Genomic DNA, 20,007 nt, shown 5'->3' on the forward strand with positions numbered 1-20,007 from the left:
TTGGGCGGCACTCACGCCCCGTAGAAGGCCCGGCGCAGCGCGCGGCCCTGCAGGGTGAACAGCTGCTCGGCCACCTCCCAGTCGGGCAGCAACGAGTCGAACCCGTGGCAGGTGCCGGCAAAGACGTGCAGTTCGGTGGCGACCCCGTCCCGCAACAGCCGCACGGCGTAGTCCAGAGCTTCGTCGCGCAGCGGGTCGATGTCCGAACAGCTGACGAATGTCGCCGGTGTGCCCCGCAACCGGCTATACCGGGCGGGCACTGAATCCGGCGATGGCTCGGCAGCACCGAGGTAGTACCGCCACATCATCTCGGTGGCCGGTCCGTCGAACGCCGGCGTCGCGGCGAACTCGCCTTTCGACGCGGTCGCGCGGTCGTCGAGCACCGGCTGGTGCAACAGCTGGAACACCACCGTCTCGGGGCGGCGCTGGGTGAGGCCGGCCGCCAACGCGCCGCCCGCGCTGCTGCCTGCCACTGCGACCCGCGACGGGTCGACACCCAGTTCGCCGGCAGCGGCGATCACCCAATCCAGCACTGTCACAACGTCGTCGAGCGCGGCCGGATAAGAATGCTCCGGCGCCAGCCGGTAGTCCACCGACACCACCGAACATCGGCCGCGGCGGGCCAGCTCCACACACTGCCGGTGGTCGGTGTCCAGATTGCCGAGCACGAATGCGCCTGCGTGGCAATAGATCACGGTGGGGGCCGGCGACGGCGCGCCACGATAGACGCGCACCGGCACTCCGGAGGCATTCGCGTCGGTGATCGAGACGCCGGTCGCGTCGACACCCGCGACGGCGGCGCGGCGGCGTTCATCGAGCCCCGCGCGTATCGGGCCGAGGTGCGACAGGTCGGTGCGGGTCGTCGCGACAGCAGCCAGCACCGGGTCGAGCCGATCGTCGATCACGAAGGCTCGAACAGGTAGTCGGCCGGCTTGAACCGGCGGGTCATCCCCCAGAACGCGCGCGCGCTGCGCGGCCACTGCGTCACCACCCGCCCATTGGCCGCCCGAAAGTAGTTGCTGCACCGGGTCGTCCACACCGTGCCCTGCATCCACCGGTCGATCTTGGCCAGAAAATCCGCCATCGCCGCCGGCCGGACCGCCACATACGACCGGCGAGTCCGCCGCAGGTACCGCAGCGCCCGCACGACGTAGCGAGCTTGGGCCTCGAGGACGAAGATCACGCTGTTGGAGCCGACGTTGGTGTTGGGCCCGTAGAGCATGAAGAAGTTGGGGAACCCGGGCACGGCCATGCCCAGGTAGGCGTGGGCACCGTCGCGCCAGACGTCGCGCAAGGCCAGCCCACCTTCGCCGGTGACGTCGATCTCGCCGAGGTAGTCGGCGGCCGCGTAGCCGGTGGCACACACCACCACATCGACGTCACGTTCGGTACCATCTTGCAGCACAATGGAATTCGACCGCAACGAGTGCGCAGGACTGCTCAGCACCTCGACATTCGGCTGGGTCAGCGCGGCCAGGTACTCCGAGGAGAACACCAGCCGCTTGCAGCCCATCGGGTGGTCTGGCGTCAATGCGCGTCGCAGCCGCTCGTCGGCAATCGAGTCGTGCAGCAATCGCTCGGCGATCGCGGTGAAGTCCCGGGTCTTGTCGCTGCCGTGCTCGATCACCGAGATGTTGGCTTCGCTGCGCAGCCAGAGCCTGGTGCGGTAGATCTTCTTCGCGAACGGGATGTGCTCGAAAACCCAACGCTCCCTGGCACTGTAGGGACGGTCGGGTTTGGGCAGGATCCAGGTGGGCGAGCGCTGCACCGAATACACCCGTTCGGCGACCTTCACCAACTCCGGCACCACCTGGGACGCCGTCGATCCGGTACCCAGAACCGCGACCCGCTTGCCGGCCAGCTCGACCGAATGGTCCCACCGTGCCGAATGCATCACGGTTCCGCGGAACGGTTCTCGGTCGGCCAGTTTCGGCAGCACCGGCTGGGTGAACAGCCCGACCGCCGACACCACCACGTCGAAGACGTGCCGCTCCCCCGCCGCCGTCTCGAGCTGCCAGCAGCCAGAGCCGTCGTCCCAGTACGCCGAACTGATGTCGGTGCCGAGCCGCAGATGCGGCTGCAATCCCTGCTCGGTGACGCAGCGCTCGAAATAGCCGAGGATCTCCCGCTGGCCCGACCACAGCCGCGACCAGTGCGGGTTCAGGTCGAACGAGTAGGAATACAGGTGCGACTTGACGTCGCAGGCCAGCCCCGGATAGGTGTTGATCCGCCAGGTTCCGCCGACCCCGTCCTCGCGGTCGAAGATGGTGAAGTCGTGAAAACCGGCGCGCTTCAGCAGGATTCCCAGCGCGATACCGCCTGGTCCGGCACCGATGACGCCGATCTTCATTGAATTCTCAAGCACTGGCCACCGTCGATGACCAGCTCCGAGCCGGTGATGAACGAGGCCTGACCCGAGACCAGGAAGGCGATCGCATCGGCGACCTCGGACGGTGTGCCGATGCGGCCCGACGCCGAGGTCGCCGCCAATCGCGCCTGGGTGTCGGCGTCCAGCATCGGGGTGGCGATGGGGCCGGGAAACACCGCGTTGACCCGGATTCCGGCCGCGGCCAGTTCGGCCGCGGCAGCCTGGGTGAGCCCCCGCAGCGCCCACTTCGCCGACCCGTACGCGGTGTGGTTCGGAAAGGGCCGGATCGCGCCGGTACTGCAGGTGTTGACGATCGCCGCCCCCTCGGCCGCCCGAAGCTGCCCGAGCGCGGCCTGGATACCCAGGAACGCGCCCAGACAATTGACCCGCCAGGACTTTTCGAAAGCCTCGGCGGTCTCGTCGGCGATCGACGCCCGGTGCAGGACGCCGGCGTTGTTGACCAGCGCGGTCAACGCCCCGAACCGGTCGACGGTGGTTGCCACGGCCTCGCGCCAGCCGGTTTCCGAGGTGACGTCGAGCGGTATCCCGATCATCGCGTCATCATCGCGGCCGTTGACGGCGGCATCGAGGCCGGCCGTGTCGACATCGCAGGCCGCGACCGAGAAACCGTCGGCGCGTAGCCGTTCGGCGATCGCCCAGCCCTGTCCGCGCGCGGCCCCGGTGACAAGCGCAACACGCCCCGTCATTGGGCCCCCTTGGCTTCTTCGAGACCCGCGGCGGCGCCCCGGCGCAGCGCCTGGGATTCGGCAGACAGGGTGATCATGCGAAAACCCAACTGCGCCATGGCATGTCCGACTTGTCCGTTACCGGCGTGGATCGCGGGGACCAGCCCGGCGGCCGATGCGGCGTCGCGTATTCCGGTGATGGCCTGCCGCACCTCACGATCGGTGGTCGCCTTGGTGACGTCGACGCCCATCGAGATGGCCAGGTCCGCCGGTCCGACGTAGATGCCGGCCAGCCCGGGCACGGCGCAGATGGCGTCGACATCGGCCAGCGCCGCGGCGGTTTCGATCATCGCGAATACGCTGACCCGGCTCTCGAGGGCCGCGGTGTCGGCGCCGAGGCCGGCGCGCAACGGACCGAAGCTGCGCCGGCCACGCGGCGGGTAACGGGTGGCGGTCACTGCGGCCGCCGCCTGCTCGGCGGACTCGATCATCGCGACGATGACGGCGTCGGCCCCGGCGTCCAGCACCCGGCCGATCGGTGCCGCATCGGCGTTGGGGAGTCGCACCGCCGTCGCGATCGGCACGTGCTCGAGGCGGCGCAACATGGTCGCGATGTCCGCGTCGTCGATGTATCCGTGTTGGGCGTCGAATCCGACGTAGTCGTATCCGGCACGCGCGAATTCCTCGGGACCGATCGCGGTGGGCCCGGTGATCCAACCGCCCCACAGCGGCGCACCCGATGCGAGCGCCTGCTGAAAGGCCGTCATGATGCCACGATCGCGATCTTGCCGCGGTCTCGATCGGGTCGGGCCGCCAATTCGAAGGCCGCCTGGACGTCGTCGATGCCGAACGTGTGGGTCGAGTAGTCGGCCAGCAGCCCGGGATGCTCGGCGGCGAACTTGTTGGCGAGCTCGAGCATCCGTGGCCGATCCAGTGCCACACCGGATTTCAGCGTCAAGTTACGGCGCAACATGGTGCGCATGCTGATCGGGTAGCTGTCGTCGTCGGGCACCCCGAAGTAGAACACCGTCCCGCCGGGCGCGGTGGCTTCGATGGCGTGGTTCAGCGTGGCCACCTGATGGCCGACGGTTTCGATCACGACGTCGGGCCGGTCGGCCGCGTCGAGATGACTGACCCACCGGTCGCTGGTGGCCCGCACATAGTTGTCGGCGCCGAACCGCGTGGCGATCGCGGCCCGGTCGACCGGGTCGACGCCGGTGACCTGGCCCGCCCCCGCCGCCTTGGCCGCAGCCGAGAACAGCAACCCGATCGAGCCCTGCCCGATCACGCCGACGTGGCGACCGGTGAGGTCGGGCAGCTGCTCGATCGCGAAGAGCACGCAGGCCAACGGCTGCAACCCGACGGCCTGCGCCGGGCTCAGCGTGGGGTCGTAGGACGCCACCTGATTGCCGTCGGTGACGACCCGCTCCATCAGGCCGTCGAAGCCGGATGCCCAGCCCACCACGCGATCTCCGGTCCGATGCCTGTCGTTGCGGCTGGCGATCACCTCACCGACGACTTCGTGGACGGGGAAGCCGTCCTTCTCGGCGCCGCTGCGCCCGTGATCACCGGGCAACAGGCCGCGCACACCGCGGAACGCCGGCATGTCGCTGCCGCAGACACCGGCGGCCAGGAATCGCAGCAGCACGTGGCCATCGGTCAGCGCCTCCGGCGTCGTGTCCGCGATCGAGGTCCGCTCGAATTGATAGGGCGCGACGATCCGATAGGACCACACCTCACACCTCCACCGGCAGCCTGCTCCAGCCCCATTGGAAGCTGGACGGCGGGCGGAACGCCGCCTCGTCGATGATGCGATAGTCCGGCACCCGCCGCAGCCATTCGGTCACCAGGACGTTGACCTCCAGGCGAGCCAGGTGATAGCCGAGGCAGAAATGCTGTCCGCGGCCGAACGCCAGCGACCGTGCGATCGGACGGTCCCAGATGAACTCGTCCGGGTCCGGGTACTCGCGCTCGTCCCGGTTGGCCGACGCCAGCAGGGTGATGATGCGCTGTCCCGGCTCGACGGTGGTGTCGTGGATCTCAAACGGTTTGCGCGCGGTTCGGGCGAACCACTGCGCGGGAGCGCAGTAGCGGATCATCTCCTCACGCGCGACGGGCACGGCCGCCTCCGGATCGGCCCGCACCGCCGCGAGTTGGTCGGGATGACGTAGTAGTTCCCACAATCCGTGCGCGACGACCTTGGGCACGGTCTCGGTTCCGCCGATGAACACGCACAGCATCTGGGTGGCCACTTCGACATCGTCGAGGGCCCGGTCGTCGGGCAGTCGGTACCCGAGCAGGCCGTCGACCACCGGCAACTCACCGTCGGTCGGGTCGGCCCGGCGCCGCCGGACGGCCGGGATCAGGTGCTCCAGGAAGTTCGGCCTGGCCGCCGCGGTGTCGACGCCGCTGCCGGGTTCGGCGAGACTGCCGGCGTTCACCGCTGCCAGCACGTCTGAGGCGAATTCGACCGGGACACCCAGCAATTCGCACACCACCGACGCCACGACGATCCCGCCGTAGTCCTGGGTCAGGTCAAAGCTCCCGCGGGGCAGCAGCTCGTCGAGCCGCTCGTTGGCCAGCTGCCGGATGCGGGCTTCCCATCCCGCTGCCGCCCGGGGCCGGAACGGCTGGCTGTGCGCCTTGCGCACACCGTCGTAGATCGGCGCGTCGAAGACGGCGTGAAACGGCAACGGCTGCAACGGCGGGTCGGCGACCGGCCCCCGGTTGTGCTGCGCCAGCACCGTCGCGGGTGGCAGCGTTCCTTCCGAGGCGACGAAAGTTCCGTCGTTGAGCGCCAGCACATCCCAGATATCGCTGAACCGCGACAGCGCGTAGGTGTCCCACTGTGGCAGGTAATAGACGGGATGGCGGTCCCGCAGAACGCGGTAGTACGGCAGCGGATCGGCCATCACCGCCGGGTCGAACGGGTCGTAGCTGAAGTCGGTCATTGCAGCGGCGAGGGCGGAAGTGCTTGCAGGATCGAGTCTTCCCAGCCGTCGCGCAGCGCCGGGGCGACACTCATCCAGGTGACGATCTCGGCCGGCGGGCTCTCCTTCCACGACGGGTAGTGCTCGGCGAAACAATCCCAGCCACCCTCGAGCGCCCAGTAGTGGATGACCTCGTTGAAGCGGAAGGTGGTGGTGAACGACCCGAGCCAGTGCTTGCCGGTGCGCTCCGACCACGGCACGTAGAGACGCTCGAGTTCGCGGATGTAGTCGTCCTGACGACCCGGCTTGGTCTGCATGATCTCTTGAATCACCACCGCTGCACTGAAATTCGTCTCGGTCAGCTGGCTCAAGGTTTTGTTGCTCGGCCCCGGGTACATGATTCGCCCCTCGCCGGAGGCGCCGCTGCCGGCCAGGAACGCCGCCCACCGCTCGGCTGCCGCGCGGTGGCTGCCACCGCGAGCCTGCGCCGCGCCGATCCGGGCGTAGTCGGCGAACGCGTCGATCTCCCAGATGATCGTGACCTGCGGCCAGTGTCCGTTATAGGGCGTGCTCTCCCACAGCGCGAACAGCCGTGCGCCCAGCTCCTGCATGATCGGCGCGTAGATGTCGGTGAAGGCCTCGGTGAACTCGGCGCTCGATCCGGTTCCCAACGCGATCGTCTCGTGCAGGTAGAGCAGCGTGTGGCCGTGGTATTTGCGCATCAGCCAACCGGAATCAGCTCGGAGACCACCGGCAGCGAGGCTTTCATGTCGCTACGCAGCATCTCGGTCGGGCTGACCGCTCCCGGCAGACCCGCCGCGGCGAGCGCGTGACGTTTGAACGCCCGGGCGGCGCCGGAGAGCACGTGCTGCACCGTGGTGGTCCGGTGCCCGACGGAAAGCGGCCAATCGTTCTGCCAGAGAGTCACTTCCGTCATCCAGCGATCCAGGGCCGCGAGTACTTCCCGCTGGATCCGGGTGTCTGAGGCGAACACGTCGGCGCTGACCGCCAGGCCGCGGGCCGTGCACTCGGTGCTCGCGGACAGCATCTGCGGGTCGAGTTCGACGGCGTGCATGCCGAGAATTTCCAGCGGCCGGTGATCACATCCCCGCGCCAGTAGGACGTGCACATCCCAACCGGCCCGTACCCGGTCGCAGAGCCAACCCCCGATCGATCCCACCACGTCGGCGGTGTCGGATGCGACGACGTCGAGTCGATACGTGACCGAACCCTTGTCGTCGCGCTGCGGACCTGGTGGGCGCCGATGCCCGAAATCCACCATCGCATCCCTTCAGCAGATCGAACGCCTCGTCGCGTTCGATGAACCGGCGGGACCCAGCGTGACACTTCTCGTCGAATCTGTAAAGTTCCGATTCGGTCAACGCCGGCGGCGCGCCGCAAGCTCGGCGACCACTTCGGCGGTGTGCTGTCCCAGTTCGGGCGCAACCGAACGCGGCGCCCACGGGGTGCCGTGAAAGTCGGCCGGGGTGGCCACCATGGCGACGCTGCCGGCGGCGGCGGTCTCACCCAGCGGCACGTCGATCATGCCGCCGGCGGCCTGGAACTGCTCGTCGGCGATCACATCCTCGATCGTGTTGACCGGCGACCAGAAGAAGTCCGGTTCGCCGGCGAAGACCTCGGCCCATTCATCGAGCGTCCTGGTGGCGAAGATCCGGTCCAGCTCGCCGATCAGCTCGACGGCGTTGACGGCTCGCGACCGGGCGTCGGCGTATCGCGGATCGTCCAGCCACTCGGCTCTGTCGACGGCGCGGCACAGCGGGGGCCAGTGCCGGTCGACCTCCAGTCCGACGATCCAGAATCGCCGACCGTCGGCGGTCGCGTAGTTGTTCATGCACGGGTTGAACATCTTCTCGCGCTGCCCGATCGCGATCGGTTGCCCCGACATCAGGTAGGTGTTCAAGTCGAAGCTGACGGTGTAGGCGCCCTGCCGATACAGCGACGTGCTGACCAGCTGGCCGGTCCCGGTGCGGGCGCGGGCGACCAGTGCGGCGCAGACCGCCGCGGCCAGCGTCATGCCGGCCGAGTGATCGCCCATTCCGCCACGCTGGAACGGTGGCGTCTCCCCCGGCCGGGTCAGCAGATGCGCCAGCCCGCCCCGTGCCCAGAACGCGGCAACGTCGTAGGCGGCCCGATCGGCGTCCGGCCCGGTCTGCCCATAGCCGGTGATCAAGCCGTACACCAGCCGAGGGTGGTCGTCGGCCAGCGACTCGTAGTCGAGACCGAGGCGCCGCAACGCCGCCGGCCGGACATTGGTGATGAAAACGTCGGCGCCGCTGATCAATTCGAGTGCGGTGTCCCGGCCGTCAGCGGTGGTCAGGTCGATCACGACGCTGCGTTTGGACCGGTTGTCCATCTCGAACGGCGGGCTGACGTCGACGTCGAGCCCCAGCATCCGGCCGAACATCCGGGCCGGGTCGCCGGTCGGCGGCTCGATCTTGATCACGTCGGCGCCCCAATCGGCGAGGATGCCTCCGGTCGCGGGTCCGGCCACCCACACGCCGAGCTCCACGACGTTGACGCCTTCCATCGGTCCGGCCATGCCAGACACCATGCCACGGCGGGCGGCCGGCGTACCCTCGGGATCCATGAGCATGGTCACCGGACACGGACCGCTGAGCAGCGCTCCGGCCGGCTGGTTCGCGCCGACACTCCCCGCCGACGTCGTGTACGTCGAGCCGCATCCACGCCGGGTGCAGGCGGTCAAAGACGGCCGCATGGTCATCGACACCGAGCAGGTGTTGCTGGTCCACCGGCCAGATCGGCCGCTCAGCTACGCTTTTCGGCCTGAGGAGGTCGCCGGTCTGCCCAGCGAGCCGGTGTCCGAGGCGCCCGGGTTCGTCCAGGTCCCCTGGGACGCCGTCGACTCCTGGACCGAAGAGGGCCGCACGCTGGTGCACTATCCGCCCAACCCGTACCACCGCGTCGACTGCCGGCCGACCCGTCGGCGGCTGCGCGTCGACGTGGACGCCACGACGCTGGTCGACACCGACGAGACGGTGATCCTGTTCGAGACCTCATTGGAGCCGCGGCTCTACGTTCACCCCGCGCATGTGCGCACAGAGCTTCTGCGGCAATCGAATACGACGACGTACTGCAATTACAAGGGCTGGGCCACCTATTGGTCGACGGCCGCCATCGAGGACGTGGCCTGGAGCTACCGCGACCCGCTGCCGGAGAGCCGGCCGATCACCGGGCTGATCAGTTTCGACGAGCGCCGCGTCGACGTCTTCCGTGCCGAACTCCCGGCGTCTCAGGTCCTGGGCGGCGAATAGTTCGGCCGCCCCAACCCGAGCGCGTGCTGGGCGATCATGTTGCGGAACACCTCGAGGGTGCCGCCGTAGATACCCACCGGTGAGGCCAGCCGGAACGCGTATTCGGCGCCGCCGTCATCCGCGGCTCCCTCGGTCTCGACGGGCAGCGACGACGCCGTGCCCAGAATGTCCATCAGGTCGGGCGCGACATCGCGCATGGTCTGCGCGTTGGCCACCCGGCCGAACATCCCCGGGGTCCCCAGCGCGGCCTCGGTGCGAGCGACGCTGCGGCCCAACCGATATGCGACCGACGAGTCGTCGATCAGGCGACGGCCGTCGGGCCGCTCCCGGGTGACCAGCGCCGCGATCTCGTCCATCGCCTCGGCCATCAGGACCAGATGCTCGTGCATCACCGCGATGCGCTGCAGACCGTCGTCGTCTTTCTCGGCGGTGCCGTGCTCCTCGTCGAGCGCACCCCGCAGCACGCCCCAGCCGCCGTTCACCGGCCCGATCCGGTGCCGGTCATCGACCCGGACGTCGCTGTAGAACACGATGTTGGTCCGGTCGCCGTCGACCGTGCGGATCGGCCGGATCTCGACGCCCGGCGTGTCCAGCGGGACCAGAAACATGGTGAGATTCTTGTGCTTCGGCCCGTCCGGGTCGGTGTTGGTGAGCAGGAAGACGTACTTGGCGTTGTGCGCGTTGGACGTGAACATCTTGGAGCCGTTGATGATCCAGCTGGATCCGTCGGCTTCCCGGACCGCACGGGTTTTGCAGGTCGCGATGTCCGAGCCACCCTCGGGTTCGGTGTAGCCCAGGCACAGCCGGATCTCTCCGGACAGCACGCCGGGCAGCACCGCGTTGGTGAGTTCGGGCGGTCCGAAGTCGCGCATCATTCTCGCGACCACGGCGGTGGTGCCCCAGTGGAACCACGGCGTATGGGCCCGTCCGATCTCCAGGTCCCAGATCCGGCGGCGCAGCGCGCCGAAGCCGCCGGCGGTCTCGTCGTGGAAGTCGGCGGCCAGATATCCCGCGGCGCCCAGCGCCACGTGCACGCCCTCGTCGAAGTTCTCGCCCGTCTCCCGGTCCCGCCGGATCACCTCGTCGGTGACGATCTCGCGCAGGAACGCCCGCAGTCGATCGCGGAACTCACGATCCTCGGCGGACAGTTCGACGCAGGCGAAATCCATGGGTGTTACAGCCGCGCTTCGGTTTTGATCGCGGAGTCGGTGGTGCGCAGCGGGCGGATGAGGGCGTCCTGGGCGAAGGAGGCGATCAGCTCGCCCTCCTCGGTGTGAACGGCGCCGCGGATGTAGGACATGCCCGCCCCGGCCTGAGTGCTCTCGTGGCTGTAGAGCAACCAGCCCGTCCACGACACCGGCTCGTGGAAGCTGACCGACACCGTCATCGGGGCGGTCGACACGGTCAGGTGCGACTGCGCGGTACCGATGCCCTCGTGGGCCCGCATCGCCGTCGAAATGCCAAGGTGGCCGCTGAAATACGCGATCAACGCTTTCGCCAGATCGTCGCGGGCCGGGATCGGGTCGTAGTGCAGCCAAGCATACAACTCCGGCGGTCCGACCTCGTCCGGGCTGTTGACGTCGACGACGTCGACCAGACGCAGCTCCCGGCCGCCCATCGGCATCCGGCCGTCGTTCGCGTCGGCGGGCGGGGTCACCTCGGGCCGGGGCAGGTGGTGGCGGATGACATCGTGGGTCGGCACATCCAGCAGCGCGGTCACCGAGATGGCGCGGCGTCCGTTCTGCGACACCCCGACCACCGCGGTCGCGGTCGAACGGCCCTCGGCGACGACGTCGATGTCGATCTCGACCGGTGGGCCGACCAGCACCGCGCGGGCGAACACGGCATGCACCGAACGCACCGACTTCTCCGGAAACCGTTTGGCGACAGCGACAATCACCTGCGCGAGCACCTGCGTGCCCTCCACCACCTGTCGCTCGTCCTCGGCCGCGATGCCGGTGTCGGCAGTGAATCGGCCGTCGCCGGCTTCGCGCGCGTCGAACAATTCCAGGAGGCCGGCGACCGACCAGGACGTCTGCTCAGAGTCTGTTGTCACTTAGCGAGAATGACATTCTCGTCAAAACTTGTAAAGGCATCCGACCGTCAGGAAACGTCGATCACCTGGGCCTTGAACCGATCGATCACCTCGAGCGCGTGCGCCAGGCTGTCGCCGGGCAGCCCGACCTGCGTCCAGGTGACGCCGAGATCGGCCAGTCGATTCAAACCCGTCAGGTACGCGTCGGCGTTGAAGTCGTCGTCGGCCGGGCTGCCGCCCTCGAAGTTGCCGAACACGATGTCGACCGTCGCGGGGTCCCGGTCCGCCTTGTCGAGGCGGCGGCGCAGATCGTCGATGCCGTCGGCAAGGGCCTCGATCGAATCCATCGCCGCTGTCCGCGCGGTCTGGGCCAGTGCGGGGGGCGCGGCGAACGGGCACCAGCCGTCTCCCTTCTCGGCGACCCGGCGCCGAGCGGCCCCGGTGTTGCCGCCGATCCAGATCGGTGGATGCGGATCGCTGACCGGACGCGGGTGGGCGGTGATCCCCTTCGCGCTGAAGTGCCGGCCCTCGACGGTGATGTCGTCAGCGGTCCAGATGGCCCGGATGACGTCGAGCGCCTCGTCGAACAACGCCGCGCGCTCCTCGAAGTCGACACCCAGCGCGGCGAACTCCCGTTTGAGATAACCGACCCCGACCGCGAGGGTGAACCTGCCGTCGGACAGCAGATCCAGCGTCGCACCGGATTTGGCCACCACGAACGGGTTTCGGTACGGCAACACCACGATGTTGGGGATCAGCCGCAGGGTCGAGGTGTGCGCCGCGGCAAAACCCATCGCGACGAACGGGTCCACCGCGTCGTGGCCGCCGGCTTCCAGCCAGCGCTGGCTCGGTGCGGGGTGATCGGTGAACCCGAAGCCGTGGATACCGGCGGCTTCGGCGGCGGCGGCCACCGCGGCGATGCCGTCGCCCCTGACCAGCTCGGGGTTGTAGGGGTGGCTGTGCATCGGGTGGGTGATGGTGAATTTCATCTGCCGCTTTCCTCTGCTGAGCGCCGACGATCTCCCTGCAAGTTACCGCGTGACATTTGTACGATAATCTGTAAACCCGCCCGGCGTGCCGGCCGGGCTGTTTTCTGCCGCGAAGGAGCGACGAGTTGGGCATCGTGACGACGAGCTCGGAGACCGCCTTCGCTCGCGCGCCCGAGACCGTCTACGACTTCGTCACCAATCCGGCCAACTGGCCGAAGACCTATCCCGGCAGCGCGCACATCGCGAACCTGCCCGACGAGCTGCCACTGAAGGTGGGCGACACCTGGCAGGAAACCGGCCCCGACGGCGGCCGGATTTTCACCTGGCACCTGGCGATCGCGATGCGGCCGAAACTGTGGATCTTCAATTCTGTTGGCCCGCTGGGTCACAACCAAGACGGCAGTGGCGGCATGGAGGGACGGATCACCGTCCAGTACCAGTTCACCCGTCCGGGCGAAGACGTCACCCTGTTCACCAGGACCATGACGATCGAGGCCTACAAGCACGCGCCGCTGCCCGATGCCCTGTTCCAGCAGGCCAACCCCGCCAAGATCGACGCCTACCACCAGGCCGTCGCCCGAGAATTGGATGCGCTCGATGACGTCGTTGGTTGACGGGCTGACCTCGCTGGCGAGCGGGTTCTGCTTCGGCGAGGGCCCGCGCTGGTTCGAGGGCCTGTTGTGGTTCTCCGACATGCTCGGCGAGGCCGTGCACACCGTCACCGTCTGCGGTTCGATGACCACGCTGCCGCTGCCCGGGCACGCACCCTCCGGCCTGGGATTCCGGCCGGACGGGACGCTGCTGATCGTGTCGGCCGAAGCCCGCACGCTGCTGGCGTATGACGGCGAAACCGTCAGTGTGGCAGCCGATGTGAGCGAGCTGGCACCGGCGGACCTCGGCGACATGGTGGTCGACCGGCACGGCCGGGCCTACATCGGCTCGCAGGCTTTCGAGGGCGGGGTGATCCTGCGGGTCGACCCCGACGGCGCCGTCGAGGTGGCGGCGACCGACCTGGACTTCCCCAACGGCATGGTCATCACCCCCGACCACCGGACCCTGATCGTCGCCGAGTCGATCGGTCGCCGGCTGACCGCGTACAGCATCGGCGAAGGCGGCAACCTGACCGATCGACGCGTCTTCGCCGACGGGCTCGACGGCCCGCCGGACGGCATCTGCCTGGACGCCGAGGGCGGGGTGTGGACGGCGATGACGCTGGCCCACCAATTCGAACGCATCGTCGACGGCGGGCGTGTGACGCATCGGATCGACATCGGCGATCGGGCCGCGATCGCCTGCATGCTCGGCGGCGTCGCCGGCCGCACGTTGTTCATGTTGTCGAGCAGCGAGGCGTATCCCAAACGGCTGGTCGGCACGAGGCTCGGCCGGCTCGACACGGTGATCGTCGACACCCCCGGCACCGCGGTGGAGGACGAATGACCAGCGGCTCCTACTATCAGCTGCTCGACGCCGACGACCCAGTCGGCGAAAAGTTCACTCCGACAGACCTGGTCCGCAGCACCTGGACCGCGGCCATTCAGCATGCCGCGCCGGTGTCGGCGCTGCTGGTGCGTGCACTGGAACGCTGCGCGCCGCGCGAGGACAGCCGATTGAGCCGCGTCGCGATCGACCTGCTGGGCCCGGTCCCCGCCGACGGCGACATGTGGGTCCGCGCGAAAGTCGAGCGTCCGGGCCGGCAGATCGAGTTGCTCAGCGCCGAGACCCTGGCCCTGGGGCCCGACGGCCGGCCGCGGCCGACGGCGCGGGCCACCGGCTGGCGGCTCCAGCAGCTGGACACCGCCGAACTGACCCATGCCCCGGAGCCCCTGCCGGCCCCGCTCAGCGAGGGGCGCAGCCGCGACCTCGCCAAGAACTTCGACCGCAACTACGTGCACAGCCTGGATTGGCGCTGGCTGACCAAGCCACTCGACGAAGGCCCCGGTGAGTCCTGGATCAAGCCGATGGCCGCCCTGGTCGACGGCGAGACGATGACGCCGTTGCAACGCTTGTTTTCAGTTGCCGACTGCGCCAACGGTATTGGCTCGAAGATCGACATCAGCAAATGGACGTTCCTGAACAACGACCTCGTCGTGCACCTGCACCGGGTGCCCGAGGGCGAATGGGTCGGTGTCCGGGCGGAGACCAGCTACGGCCCCGACGGCATCGGGACGACGGTGGGCACCCTGTTCGACGAGAGCTCGGCGGTCGGCAGCATTCAGCAATCGGTATTGGTACGCAAACGGCCTCACTAGCCGCGAAAGTACGGTCAGCGACGCGTTTCTCGAGTCACACCGTCGACGGTCGCATTCTCGCGGTGTGGCGGGATGGCGTCGACGAGACGCAGCTGCATGCCGGGTGCGTCGACAGCCGCGGCGATCAGGCGGGCTGCGTCATCCGGTGGCACCGGGCCGGTCGAGCGCACCAGTGAAGCCCGCACGCCGGTACCGACGAACTCGGCGTCGAGACCGTGCACCCACGCCCGCAGCATCCGGTCGGTGCCGGCCGTAGAAACGCCGTCCAGTGCCGGGCTGACCAGCACGACATCACCGCGACCACCCTCGATCATCGGCGGAACCAGTTGCGCCACAAGGTGTTGCGCTCCCGCCCAGGACCTGTCGGCGACCCCGGCGGTACTGATCAGCACGTCGGCCTCACCGACCAGGTAGTCGGCGGACCGCAGAAAGCGATCGATGGAGAACGGGTCGGCCAGGTCGAGGTGGGTGGCGAACACCGACATGCCCCGTGACCGCAGCCGGCCCGCGACCTGCTCGCAGACCTGCGGCTTACGGCTGCCCATCAAGACCAGGTGGCCGGCCACCGCCAGCCGCGCCGCGGTGGCCCGCGCAACCGGTGACGACGCTTCGGTGATCACCACCGTTCTGGCGTGGCTCACCGCAGACGCCCGTCATCCTGGACTTGCCCGGCTAAGCTCGTGTAGTCAGCTACCTCGGGTGGGGCACTTGGAACCCCGGCCAGGGAACATGGCAGTGGCACCAAAACAGCGTGACACTTCGCCCTAGTTTTGTAAAGTTGCGGGTATGGACCAGACGTCGACGATCGAGGGCGACACCTCGACGCAGCAGCGGATCCTCGCGGCCACCGCTGAGATCCTCGGCCGCAACGGCAAGCGCAAGCTCAGCCTGTCCGACGTCGCGGTTCAGGCGGGGGTGTCGAGACCCACGCTCTATCGCTGGTTCGCCTCCAAGGAAGACCTGCTCTCGGCGTTCTCCAAGTACGAGCGGCACACCTTCGAAAGCGGTATGAGCGAGGCGACGGCGGGCCTCAGGGGCGTCGACAAGCTCGATGCGGCGCTGCGTTTCATCGTCGACTACCAACACTCCTACACCGGTGTGCGGATGGTCGACATCGAACCCGAGCACGTGATCACCCAGTTCGCCAGCGTCATCCCGCAGATGCGCGACGGTCTGCAGCGGCTGATCTCAGGCCCCAACGCCGCGGTAAAGGCGGCGACGGCGATCCGGGTTGCGTTCTCGCACTACATGATTCGCAGCGACGACGCCGACGAGTTTCTGGCCCAGCTGCGGCACGCGGTCGGGATCAAAGCCGCCGGCTGATGCACGCCGGCTAGTCGAACAGCACCGCGGCGTTCAGGTATCCGCTCGGGTCGAACGCCTTCTTCAGGGTCCGCATCGCGGCGATGTCTCCCGCGTCGCGGGACATGCCGAGATAGCGCCGTTTGCGGCTGCCCACCCCGTGCTCGGAGCTGACGTTGCCGCCGCTACCGGCGATCAGGTCCATCATCGCCGCGTAGAGCTCATGCTCCTGGGCTGCGCTGCAGCGCAAGACGTTCAAGTGCAGATTGCCCTCACCGATGTGCCCGAACAGCACGCCGACCGCATCGGCGGCACGCTGCTGCACCAGCGTCTCGGCGTGGCGGGCGAACCCGGGCACCGCGGACAGCGGCAGCGAGACGTCGAACTTCAGCGGCGGGCCGTACACCCCGACCAATTCGGCCAGCGACTCGCGGACCCGCCAAAGTCGTTGCTGCGCAGCCATATCGACACCCACTGCGGGCTCGCCGGACGCGCGGACGCCGTCCAACGCGTCGGCGAGCCGCTCGGTCGGGTCGAGGTCGGACGCCAGCTCCACCAGCAGCAGCCAGCGGCCGGGCACCGGCGGCGGCAGGCCGAGATGTTCGCCGGCCAGCGCACCGGCCCGGCCGTCGACCAGCTCGAGCGCCGCGATGCCGTCCAGGTCGCGAAACAGCCGCCCCGCGTCGACCAGGTCATCCAGGTCGTCGAAGCCGCAGACCGCGGTCACCCGGTGCGCCGGCTCCGGGTGCAGACGCAGGTCGAGCGCGGTGATGACGCCGAGCGTTCCCTCGGCGCCGACGAACAGCGACGGAAGGTCGTAACCGGTGTTGTCGGCGCGCACCCGCGAATGGCGTCGCACCACCGACCCGTCCGGTAGCGCCAGGTCCATGCCGATCACCTGGCTGCCCATGTTGCCGTACCGCACGGTGCGTAGTCCGCCGGCGTTGGTCGAGGCCATCCCCCCGACCGTCGCGGTGTCACGCGCGGCCAGGTCGACACCGAACACCAGCCCGGCTGCCCCGGCCGCGCGTTGCACCGCGCTCAGCGTCGCTCCGGCGCCGGCTTCGACGCGCCGCTCGGTCACGTCGACATCGCCGATCGCACAAAGCCTTTCGGTGGACAACAGCACGTCGTCGTTCTCGGGCACGGTCCCGGCGACCAACGACGTGCGCCCGCCCTGAATGGTCACGTGGGTGCCGGCCTCGCGGCACACCCGCAGAATCCCGGCGACTTCACCGGCTGAGCCAGGACGCACCAGGGCACAGGCCCGGCCGCGGTAGCGCCCGGTGTAATCGACGCTGCGGCCGGCCAGCACGTCGGGATCGGTGCTGAGATAGTTCACCCCTACCAGGGACGACAGCTGCTGCAGCACGTCCAAGGCCATGCCGTGGGTCTATCACACGCCCGACGACGATGCGGGCCAGACCAGCCCGAGACGGTGCCGGGGCTTCCACATCCGGCGAAAGACCGTGCAGGATGTGGTCATGCAGCGTGAAGATGTCTGGTTCAACTCCGGCGGCGACCGGATCAGCGCGTGGCTGTACCGGCCCGACGGCGACGGCGACACGCCCCTGCTGGTGATGGCGCACGGCCTGGGCGGGGTGCGCACGATGCGCCTGGACGCCTTCGCCGAACGCTTCGCGACCGCCGGTTACGCCTGCCTGGTGTTCGACTATCGCAACTTCGGCGACAGCGAGGGAGCACCCCGTCAACTGCTCGACGTCAAGATGCAGTTGCAGGACTGGACGGTGGCCACGGCGTTCGCCCGCACCCTGCCCGGCATCGACCCGCGTCGAATCGGGTTGTGGGGCACGTCTTTCAGTGGTGGCCACGTGATCGCCACCGCCGCACGGGTTCCGGGCATCGCGGCGGTGGTGTCGCAGTGCCCGTTCACCGACAGCGTCGCGTCACTGGGCGCGATCAACCCGCTGGTCAGTGCGCGCCTGACCGCGCTGGCGACCCGCGACATCGTCGCCTCCCGCTTCGGCGGCAGCCCGGTGATGGTGAAGACGGCCGGACATCCGGGCGAGGTCGCGTTGATGACCGCGCCGGACGCCTACCCGGGGTTTCTCAAGTTGGTGCCCGACGGTGTGGAGCTGCGCAACGAGGTCGCCGCGCGCATCGGGGTGAAGTTGCTGGCTTACCGCCCGGGCCGACTCGCGGCCAAGGTGCCGTGCCCGATCCTGTTCTGCATCTGCGAGTCCGACACCGTCGCGCCGTCCGGACCGACCCGCCGCTACGCCGCGACGGCGCCGCAGGGCGAGATAAAGCTCTATCCGGACGGACATTTCGACCTCTACGTGGGCGACGCGTTCGAGCGCGTGGTCGCCGACCAGCTCGAATTCCTGGCGCGCGTGCTGCCTACGTCCGGCGACGATGCAGAGCACGCAGTGCGATGAGGAGAAGCCGGACAATCAGACTCAGCGGATGACGCTGACACCACCGTCGACCGGAATCACCGCGCCGGTGATGTAGCTGCTGGCCCGGCTGGCCAGAAAGACCGCGATGCCCGCCATGTCGTCGGGTTGGCCGATCCGCTTCAGCGGAAACCCGGCGCCCACCGCGTCCGAACCGGCCGCGAGCAGCTCCTTGGTCATCCGGGATTCGAACAGGCCCGGCGCGATCGCGTTGACCAGGATTCGCGGCGCCAGTTCGCCGGCCAGATGCTGGGTGAGCATGTGCACGGCCGCCTTGCTGGCGCTGTAGGAGAAGTTGTCGCGCCCCCGTTCCGGCGGCACGATCCCGTCGATGCTGCCGGTGTTGATCACGCGTGCCGGATCGCCGTCGCTCGCGGCGGCGGTGAGCAACGGCACCAGCGCGCGGGTCAGCAGGAAGACACCCTTGACGTTGACGTTCATCACCTTGTCGAAGCCCGACTCGGGGAACTGGTCCAGCGGCGCTCCCCAGGCCGCACCGGCGTTGTTGAACAGCGCGTGGATCTTGTCTTCCCGCTCCGAGAGGTGAGCGAGGACGGCGTCGACCCCGTCGGCGGTGCCCAGGTCGGCCGGGATCGCCTGCACCGATCCCAGCGGCGACAGCTCGGCGACGGCCGCGTCCAACTCCGCCTCCTTGCGGCTGGACAGGTATACCGATGCCCCTGCCTGCAGGAGTCCGCGCGCGATCATCACGCCGATACCGCGGCCACCGCCGGTGACGACGGCGACCTTGCCATCGAGGCGGAACAGGTCGGTCATGGCGCGACGGCCTCCGCGCGGACAGTGCCCAGCGGCGACTCCACCCGGATCGCCTCGTCCCGGATCAGGCCACGCAGCAGCGCGGTGCTGAACTCGGCGGCGATCTCCTTGGCGCTGCGGCGTCCGCTCGGGCGCAGCCAGCGGTAGGCGCCCAGCGTCATTCCGATGTAGCCGAGGGCCAGCACGTGCGAGTCGCACTCGTAGAACTCGCCGCTGCTGATGCCGCGGTCGATGAGCCCGTGCACGTGCTCGTACACCTGGGTTTCCTTCTCGCGGACCGCGGCGACCTGCTCGTCGGTGAACCACTCGGTGATGTAGGGCTGCTCCTGGAAATACACCGCAGCGCCCTCGGGGTTGGCCGCGATCTGGTTCAGCAGCCGGACGGTGTACTGGTAGAGCGCCTCACGGGCCGACATGGTCGGGTCGTCGTGCACGGCGGCCAGGGTGCGCTCGGCGGCCTGCTGGTAGATGTCGTAGAGGATCAGCGACTTGCTGGCGTAATAGTGGTAGACGGTGGCCTTGTTCAGGCCGACCACGTCGGCGACGTCGTCCATCCGGGTGCCGTGATAGCCGCGGGCGGCGAATAGTTTGGTAGCCACTATCAGTAGCTCCTCGCGGCGGGTGAGCCCGTTCTCGGATGGCATGTCTTCTCGCTTCGGCAGTCCGGGGGCCGCCCGGAGTCAATCAACTGGTGGGTAGTCTAGGCAACACGACCGTTCGCTGTTGCGCGATGTCCGGTGGGACTAGACTTCAGACGAACCACGTGCCGAGTCGAGAGGTAGTCATGCAACCGGATCCCGATCCCAGCTACGACTTTTCCGACGAGCTCGAGTTCTACTTCAAATACCTGCCGTGGGGCTTGCGCGGTGTCACCGACGGCCAGGGTTATCCGCCGCCGGCCTACCCGCCCGTTTAAGCCTTCCAGCTAGCTCCGAGATCGACGCCCGCGCGACTGTGCGCG

23 protein-coding genes are annotated in these 20,007 nt (G+C 68.5%); 7 read left to right on the forward strand and 16 right to left on the reverse strand.

Annotated features, from left to right (window positions below; genetic code table 11):
* Nucleotides 1–11: 11 nt before the first annotated feature.
* The 9 genes from ACZYW1_RS10100 to ACZYW1_RS10140 form a co-directional block, all read right to left on the reverse strand.
* Nucleotides 12–905 (reverse strand): alpha/beta hydrolase, encoded by an 894-nt coding sequence (locus ACZYW1_RS10100; protein ID WP_463785411.1) that lies wholly within the window; start codon nt 903–905, stop codon nt 12–14.
* Nucleotides 902–2,350 carry a flavin-containing monooxygenase gene (locus ACZYW1_RS10105; RefSeq protein ID WP_463787778.1) on the reverse strand — a complete coding sequence of 483 codons (1,449 nt, stop codon included), beginning with the start codon at nt 2,348–2,350 and terminating at the stop codon, nt 902–904. Before ACZYW1_RS10105 ends, ACZYW1_RS10100 begins: the two co-directional genes overlap by 4 nt.
* Nucleotides 2,347–3,075, reverse strand: coding sequence for an SDR family NAD(P)-dependent oxidoreductase (locus ACZYW1_RS10110; RefSeq protein ID WP_463785413.1), 729 nt, complete (start codon nt 3,073–3,075; stop codon nt 2,347–2,349). The genes ACZYW1_RS10105 and ACZYW1_RS10110 overlap by 4 nt, the downstream gene beginning before the upstream one ends.
* Nucleotides 3,072–3,821, reverse strand: coding sequence for an HpcH/HpaI aldolase family protein (locus ACZYW1_RS10115; protein ID WP_463785415.1), 750 nt, complete (start codon nt 3,819–3,821; stop codon nt 3,072–3,074). Before ACZYW1_RS10115 ends, ACZYW1_RS10110 begins: the two co-directional genes overlap by 4 nt.
* On the reverse strand, nt 3,818–4,789 hold the full coding sequence (locus tag ACZYW1_RS10120; RefSeq protein ID WP_463785417.1) for a zinc-binding dehydrogenase: 972 nt from the start codon (nt 4,787–4,789) through the stop codon (nt 3,818–3,820). The genes ACZYW1_RS10115 and ACZYW1_RS10120 overlap by 4 nt, the downstream gene beginning before the upstream one ends.
* A 1-nt stretch (nt 4,790) precedes the next feature.
* Nucleotides 4,791–6,005, reverse strand: a complete 1,215-nt coding sequence (locus ACZYW1_RS10125; protein WP_463785419.1) for a cytochrome P450 — start codon at nt 6,003–6,005, stop codon at nt 4,791–4,793.
* Nucleotides 6,002–6,706 (reverse strand): NIPSNAP family protein, encoded by a 705-nt coding sequence (locus ACZYW1_RS10130; RefSeq protein WP_463785421.1) that lies wholly within the window; start codon nt 6,704–6,706, stop codon nt 6,002–6,004. The genes ACZYW1_RS10125 and ACZYW1_RS10130 overlap by 4 nt, the downstream gene beginning before the upstream one ends.
* Complete coding sequence (locus ACZYW1_RS10135; protein ID WP_463785423.1) at nt 6,706–7,263, reverse strand: hypothetical protein; 558 nt, start codon at nt 7,261–7,263, stop codon at nt 6,706–6,708. The genes ACZYW1_RS10130 and ACZYW1_RS10135 overlap by 1 nt, the downstream gene beginning before the upstream one ends.
* Before the next feature lie 99 nt (nt 7,264–7,362).
* On the reverse strand, nt 7,363–8,544 hold the full coding sequence (locus ACZYW1_RS10140) for a CaiB/BaiF CoA transferase family protein (RefSeq protein WP_463787779.1): 1,182 nt from the start codon (nt 8,542–8,544) through the stop codon (nt 7,363–7,365).
* A gap of 46 nt (nt 8,545–8,590) precedes the next feature.
* On the opposite strand from ACZYW1_RS10140, the gene ACZYW1_RS10145 reads away from it, so the two are divergent.
* A complete protein-coding gene (locus tag ACZYW1_RS10145) occupies nt 8,591–9,277 on the forward strand; it encodes a DUF427 domain-containing protein (protein WP_463785425.1) in 687 nt (228 codons plus the stop codon).
* Here ACZYW1_RS10145 and ACZYW1_RS10150 read toward each other — a convergent pair.
* The 3 genes from ACZYW1_RS10150 to ACZYW1_RS10160 are packed head-to-tail and all read right to left on the reverse strand — an operon-like array spanning nt 9,256 to nt 12,301.
* Nucleotides 9,256–10,446 carry an acyl-CoA dehydrogenase family protein gene (locus tag ACZYW1_RS10150; RefSeq protein WP_463785428.1) on the reverse strand — a complete coding sequence of 397 codons (1,191 nt, stop codon included), beginning with the start codon at nt 10,444–10,446 and terminating at the stop codon, nt 9,256–9,258. The two genes, ACZYW1_RS10145 and ACZYW1_RS10150, sit on opposite strands and share 22 nt — an antisense overlap.
* Nucleotides 10,447–10,451: 5 nt before the next feature.
* Nucleotides 10,452–11,333: an acyl-CoA thioesterase gene (locus tag ACZYW1_RS10155; protein WP_463785429.1), complete on the reverse strand. Its 882-nt coding sequence runs from the start codon at nt 11,331–11,333 to the stop codon at nt 10,452–10,454.
* Nucleotides 11,334–11,380: 47 nt separating this feature from the next.
* Complete coding sequence (locus ACZYW1_RS10160; protein ID WP_463785431.1) at nt 11,381–12,301, reverse strand: LLM class F420-dependent oxidoreductase; 921 nt, start codon at nt 12,299–12,301, stop codon at nt 11,381–11,383.
* A gap of 125 nt (nt 12,302–12,426) precedes the next feature.
* On the opposite strand from ACZYW1_RS10160, the gene ACZYW1_RS10165 reads away from it, so the two are divergent.
* The 3 genes from ACZYW1_RS10165 to ACZYW1_RS10175 are packed head-to-tail and all read left to right on the forward strand — an operon-like array spanning nt 12,427 to nt 14,550.
* Nucleotides 12,427–12,915 carry an SRPBCC family protein gene (locus tag ACZYW1_RS10165; RefSeq protein WP_463785433.1) on the forward strand — a complete coding sequence of 163 codons (489 nt, stop codon included), beginning with the start codon at nt 12,427–12,429 and terminating at the stop codon, nt 12,913–12,915.
* Nucleotides 12,899–13,738 (forward strand): SMP-30/gluconolactonase/LRE family protein, encoded by an 840-nt coding sequence (locus ACZYW1_RS10170; protein ID WP_463785435.1) that lies wholly within the window; start codon nt 12,899–12,901, stop codon nt 13,736–13,738. Before ACZYW1_RS10165 ends, ACZYW1_RS10170 begins: the two co-directional genes overlap by 17 nt.
* Nucleotides 13,735–14,550: a thioesterase family protein gene (locus tag ACZYW1_RS10175; RefSeq protein ID WP_463785437.1), complete on the forward strand. Its 816-nt coding sequence runs from the start codon at nt 13,735–13,737 to the stop codon at nt 14,548–14,550. Before ACZYW1_RS10170 ends, ACZYW1_RS10175 begins: the two co-directional genes overlap by 4 nt.
* A gap of 14 nt (nt 14,551–14,564) precedes the next feature.
* Here ACZYW1_RS10175 and ACZYW1_RS10180 read toward each other — a convergent pair whose 3' ends face one another.
* Complete coding sequence (locus ACZYW1_RS10180; RefSeq protein ID WP_463785439.1) at nt 14,565–15,191, reverse strand: SDR family NAD(P)-dependent oxidoreductase; 627 nt, start codon at nt 15,189–15,191, stop codon at nt 14,565–14,567.
* Nucleotides 15,192–15,336: 145 nt separating this feature from the next.
* On the opposite strand from ACZYW1_RS10180, the gene ACZYW1_RS10185 reads away from it, so the two are divergent.
* Nucleotides 15,337–15,873, forward strand: a complete 537-nt coding sequence (locus ACZYW1_RS10185; protein ID WP_463785440.1) for a TetR/AcrR family transcriptional regulator — start codon at nt 15,337–15,339, stop codon at nt 15,871–15,873.
* Between the two features lie 10 nt (nt 15,874–15,883).
* On the opposite strand, the gene ACZYW1_RS10190 is transcribed toward ACZYW1_RS10185, so the two are convergent.
* Nucleotides 15,884–17,224 (reverse strand): FAD-binding oxidoreductase, encoded by a 1,341-nt coding sequence (locus tag ACZYW1_RS10190; protein WP_463787780.1) that lies wholly within the window; start codon nt 17,222–17,224, stop codon nt 15,884–15,886.
* 112 nt (nt 17,225–17,336) lie between these two features.
* Here ACZYW1_RS10190 and ACZYW1_RS10195 point away from each other — a divergent pair, with 112 nt between their 5' ends.
* Nucleotides 17,337–18,251, forward strand: a complete 915-nt coding sequence (locus ACZYW1_RS10195) for an alpha/beta hydrolase (protein WP_463785442.1) — start codon at nt 17,337–17,339, stop codon at nt 18,249–18,251.
* Nucleotides 18,252–18,272: 21 nt separating this feature from the next.
* Here ACZYW1_RS10195 and ACZYW1_RS10200 read toward each other — a convergent pair whose 3' ends face one another.
* Entirely contained in the window at nt 18,273–19,046 is a 774-nt protein-coding gene (locus tag ACZYW1_RS10200) for an SDR family oxidoreductase (protein ID WP_463785444.1), read from the reverse strand.
* Nucleotides 19,043–19,690 carry a TetR/AcrR family transcriptional regulator gene (locus ACZYW1_RS10205; protein WP_463785445.1) on the reverse strand — a complete coding sequence of 216 codons (648 nt, stop codon included), beginning with the start codon at nt 19,688–19,690 and terminating at the stop codon, nt 19,043–19,045. The genes ACZYW1_RS10200 and ACZYW1_RS10205 overlap by 4 nt, the downstream gene beginning before the upstream one ends.
* 140 nt (nt 19,691–19,830) lie before the next feature.
* On the opposite strand from ACZYW1_RS10205, the gene ACZYW1_RS10210 reads away from it, so the two are divergent.
* Nucleotides 19,831–19,962 carry a hypothetical protein gene (locus ACZYW1_RS10210; protein WP_156751530.1) on the forward strand — a complete coding sequence of 44 codons (132 nt, stop codon included), beginning with the start codon at nt 19,831–19,833 and terminating at the stop codon, nt 19,960–19,962.
* The last annotated feature ends 45 nt before the right edge of the window (nt 19,963–20,007 follow it).

The sequence above is a fragment of the Mycobacterium sp. IDUB_36 genome (assembly GCF_055419225.1).